The organism is Klebsiella sp. Q2, from assembly GCF_009900705.1.
Taxonomy (GTDB): domain Bacteria; phylum Pseudomonadota; class Gammaproteobacteria; order Enterobacterales; family Enterobacteriaceae; genus Klebsiella; species Klebsiella quasipneumoniae.
The window spans coordinates 1-1,170 of sequence record NZ_JAAABE010000017.1 but is presented as its reverse complement, the minus strand read 5'-3'; the positions used below and the strand labels follow the sequence as shown (position 1 = coordinate 1,170).

Sequence of the window (1,170 nt, the reverse complement as noted above, 5' to 3'; positions counted from 1 at the left end):
ACAACGCTATCGCATCAGAACCACGCCTCAAACATCCCGCCGACGTTCAGCGAATCCAGCTGCTGATCCTGGGTGCCGTTGACCTTCGCGGTATGCTCATTGTCCACCTGGCCGCCGGTCACGTAGAAGCGCAGCATCGGACGGAACTCCGGCCCCATGCCGATGGCGATGTTCTGCGACAGCGTCAGCTTCCAGCCGTGGTTATTCCCGCCCTGGTCGTAGTCCACGCGCTGGTAGCCCGCTTCCAGCCAGGTGGAGTGCACGTCGTTCCAGAAGTACATCGGCCGCACGATGGCGCCGTAGTTCTTGCGGTTGTCGGTGTTGTCCCTGCCGTTGTCGTAGTCGTGGAAGGCCAGCAGATATTCCACCTGCGCCTGCTGGGTGAACTTATGGCTGCCCTCGAAGCTGGCGTAGACCGTGGTCAGGTCGTCGGTTTTGTTGTAGACGCTGTTATCCGAGTTGTCGGAGTAGCGCAGGATCACCTTGTTCACCCCGCTGTCGTTGGTGTGGCTCAGCACCAGGCCGCCCTGCCAGGCTTCGAGGCGCGCGTCGCTGTCCACCGCCTTCGAGTCAAAGCCGTAGTTGGCGTACACCTCGACGTCGATCGGCCCGGCCTTGATGTTGTGGGTTTTGGTGGTCAGCGCGTAGTGGCCGTTGTCGCCGGTGTCGGAACTGCCGGTACAGGTGATGCGCGACGGGTTGGTTTCATCGGCCATCACTTCCGGGCTACAGGATTTCACCTGCGACACCGCCGCCACGTCGAACTGCACGCCGCCGATATCAAAGTTCTTCACCCCGGCGCCCTGGCCGTCGTGGTTCATCCAGAAGTAGTCGTTGATCCCCTGTTGCGGACGCTGGTGGAAGTCGCGGCCGGCCCAGATATAGGCGTTGGGGTTGGATTCCAGCACGTTGGTGACGCCGACGTAGGCCTTCTTCAGGTTAACCTCGTCGCTCCAGTGGTCGAACATCACGTTAAGATCCCAGATAGCCCCCTGCGCGCTTTTGAAGGCCTTGCTGATCTGGAATTCGCCGCCGTTGCTTTCGTTGCCCAGGCGGCCGATCGCCGAGGCGCCGTTATAGGAGCCGTCGACGCCGACATATTTCTGGTCGCCGGTCTGGAAGTGGGCGCCATAGCGGGCATAGCCGCTGAACTTGAGGCCGAACGGAATG

Annotated in this window: 1 protein-coding gene; it reads right to left on the bottom strand. The window is 61.4% G+C overall.

Features of this window, described 5'->3' with window-relative positions; translation table 11 throughout:
- Positions 1-14: 14 nt before the first annotated feature.
- On the bottom strand, positions 15-1,170 hold a 1,156-nt coding region (locus tag GT756_RS25670; RefSeq protein ID WP_160125129.1), incomplete at its 5' end, for a carbohydrate porin.